General features: G+C 61.8%; 2 protein-coding genes and 1 pseudogene. All 3 read left to right on the top strand.

Features of this window, described 5'->3' with window-relative positions; translation table 11 throughout:
• Window positions 1–213 (top strand): annotated as a pseudogene (locus NKH70_RS35600) (IS66-like element accessory protein TnpA); the annotation flags it as partial.
• The gene (tnpB, locus tag NKH70_RS35605; RefSeq protein WP_352469379.1) at window positions 194–547 is read left to right on the top strand and encodes an IS66 family insertion sequence element accessory protein TnpB; all 354 of its coding nucleotides are present in this window, start codon (window positions 194–196) and stop codon (window positions 545–547) included. The pseudogene NKH70_RS35600 and the gene tnpB, both read left to right, overlap by 20 nt.
• 54 nt (window positions 548–601) lie before the next feature.
• On the top strand, window positions 602–1,843 hold a 1,242-nt coding region (gene tnpC / locus NKH70_RS35610), incomplete at its 3' end, for an IS66 family transposase (protein ID WP_353027467.1).

Consider the following 1,843-nt stretch of genomic DNA (forward strand, 5'->3'; position numbering starts at 1 on the left):
TTGCTGCGACAGAGCAGCATGGCTGCGGTGGATTTGCCGGGGACTTGCGATGGGGCACGTAGGTCGGCATCGAAAAGGACAGCGCCTTTTTCCTCTCCAGCCAAGGTGAGCGCGTCGCTGCCGAACGGCGTGAAGTTGACGCTGGAATGCGGTGATGTGGATGCGTTGACGGCGACCATCGGAGCACTGGGTCATGTTCAGACTGGGCGCTGACCTGAAAGTCTACCTGCACCGCGAGCCGATCGACTTCCGGGCCGGCATCAACAGCCTTGCGGTTCTGGTCCAAGAGACGATGGCGCTCGATCCGTTTGCTCCGGCGGTTTTTGCGTTCTGCAATCGCCGTCGCGACCGGATGAAGCTCCTGTTCTTCGATCGGTCGGGCTTTGTGCTGGTAATGAAGCGGCTGACCGAGGACAAGTTCCGGTGGCCGCGCCGGGAGGCAGCGGTGGTCACGCTTACGACCGAGCAATTGCACTGGATCCTCGACGGCATCGACATCGATGCGATGGTCCGCCATCCGGTGCGGCAATATCAGGTTGCCGGTTGAGGGCTCTCGAATTGAGCGGTTGACGCGGCGGCATGCTTTCGATTCAAGAATCTGATGAATCGACCCGGCGAACCGACTGTTGAAGCGTTGATGGCGCGTATTGCTGCGCTGCAGGCGCAGAACCGTCAACTCACCGAACGCGTCGTCAAACTCGAGGAAGAGCTGGCGCTTGCACGACTGCATCGTTTTGCGCCGCGCAGTGAAAAGCACATTGACCGCCTCTTCAATGAAGCCGAACAGGCCGCGGATGAGGACGCCGCCGACAACGAAGATGGCGGCGTCGTTGTCCTGCCGGACACGGGCTTGCCGGCGAGCGAAGGGGCGACGGGAAAGAAGCGCGGCCGCAAGGCCTTGCCGGAAAACCTGCCGCGCGAGCGCGTCGAGTATGACCTTCCCGACGATCAGAAGGCTTGTCCTTGCTGCCGTCACCAGATGCATCGCATGGGCGAGGCCGTTACCGAGCAACTTCATATCGAGGTGAAGGCGAAGGTCCTGCAGAATGTGCGGTTCAAATATGCTTGCCGTCATTGCGACCGTACCGGCATCAACACGCCGGTCGTGACCGCGCCGATGCCCGCGCAACCCTTGCCTGGCAGCATCGCCACGGCTTCGACGCTGGCCTTCGCGCTCGTTCACAAATACGTCGACGGCACACCGCTCTACCGCCTGGCGCAGGCCTTCGAGCGCGCGGGCGTTCCTGTCAGCCGTGGCGCTCTGGGTCACTGGGTGATCGGCTCGAGCGAAAAGCATCTCGCCCGCATCTATGACGTGCTGAAGCTGCGGCTCAGATCGCAGCCCCTCATCCATGGCGACGAGACCACGGTCCAGGTGCTGAAGGAAATGGACAGAGAGGCCACCAGCACCTCGTACATGTGGGCATACCGGAGCGGCCACGACAGTGACGAGCCGATCGTGCTGCTCGATTATCAGCCGGGTCGCGGCCAGATACACCCGCAGACCTTCTTGGGCGATTACCGCGGCATCGTGATGAGTGACGGTTATTCCGCCTGGCGCACGCTGGAAGGGGCAACGCATCTTGGCTGCATGGCCCATTCCAGGCGGCGCTTCGTCGATGCCCTAAAGGCGAGGAAGAAAGGCGGCGGCCCGCCGGAACAGGCGCTCCGGTTCTTTGAACAGCTCTATCGGGTTGAAAGGCAGGCGCGGAACGAAATCCCCGATGACGGCGAAACGCGAGATCACTGCATTCGCCACTTCCGCCAGCAACATAGTGTCCCGATCCTCCATGCTCTCAAGGCATGGCTCGACGACATCGCCCCAAAAGTCTTGCCGGACAGC

The organism is Mesorhizobium sp. M0991 (genome assembly GCF_040318915.1).
Lineage (GTDB): Bacteria > Pseudomonadota > Alphaproteobacteria > Rhizobiales > Rhizobiaceae > Mesorhizobium.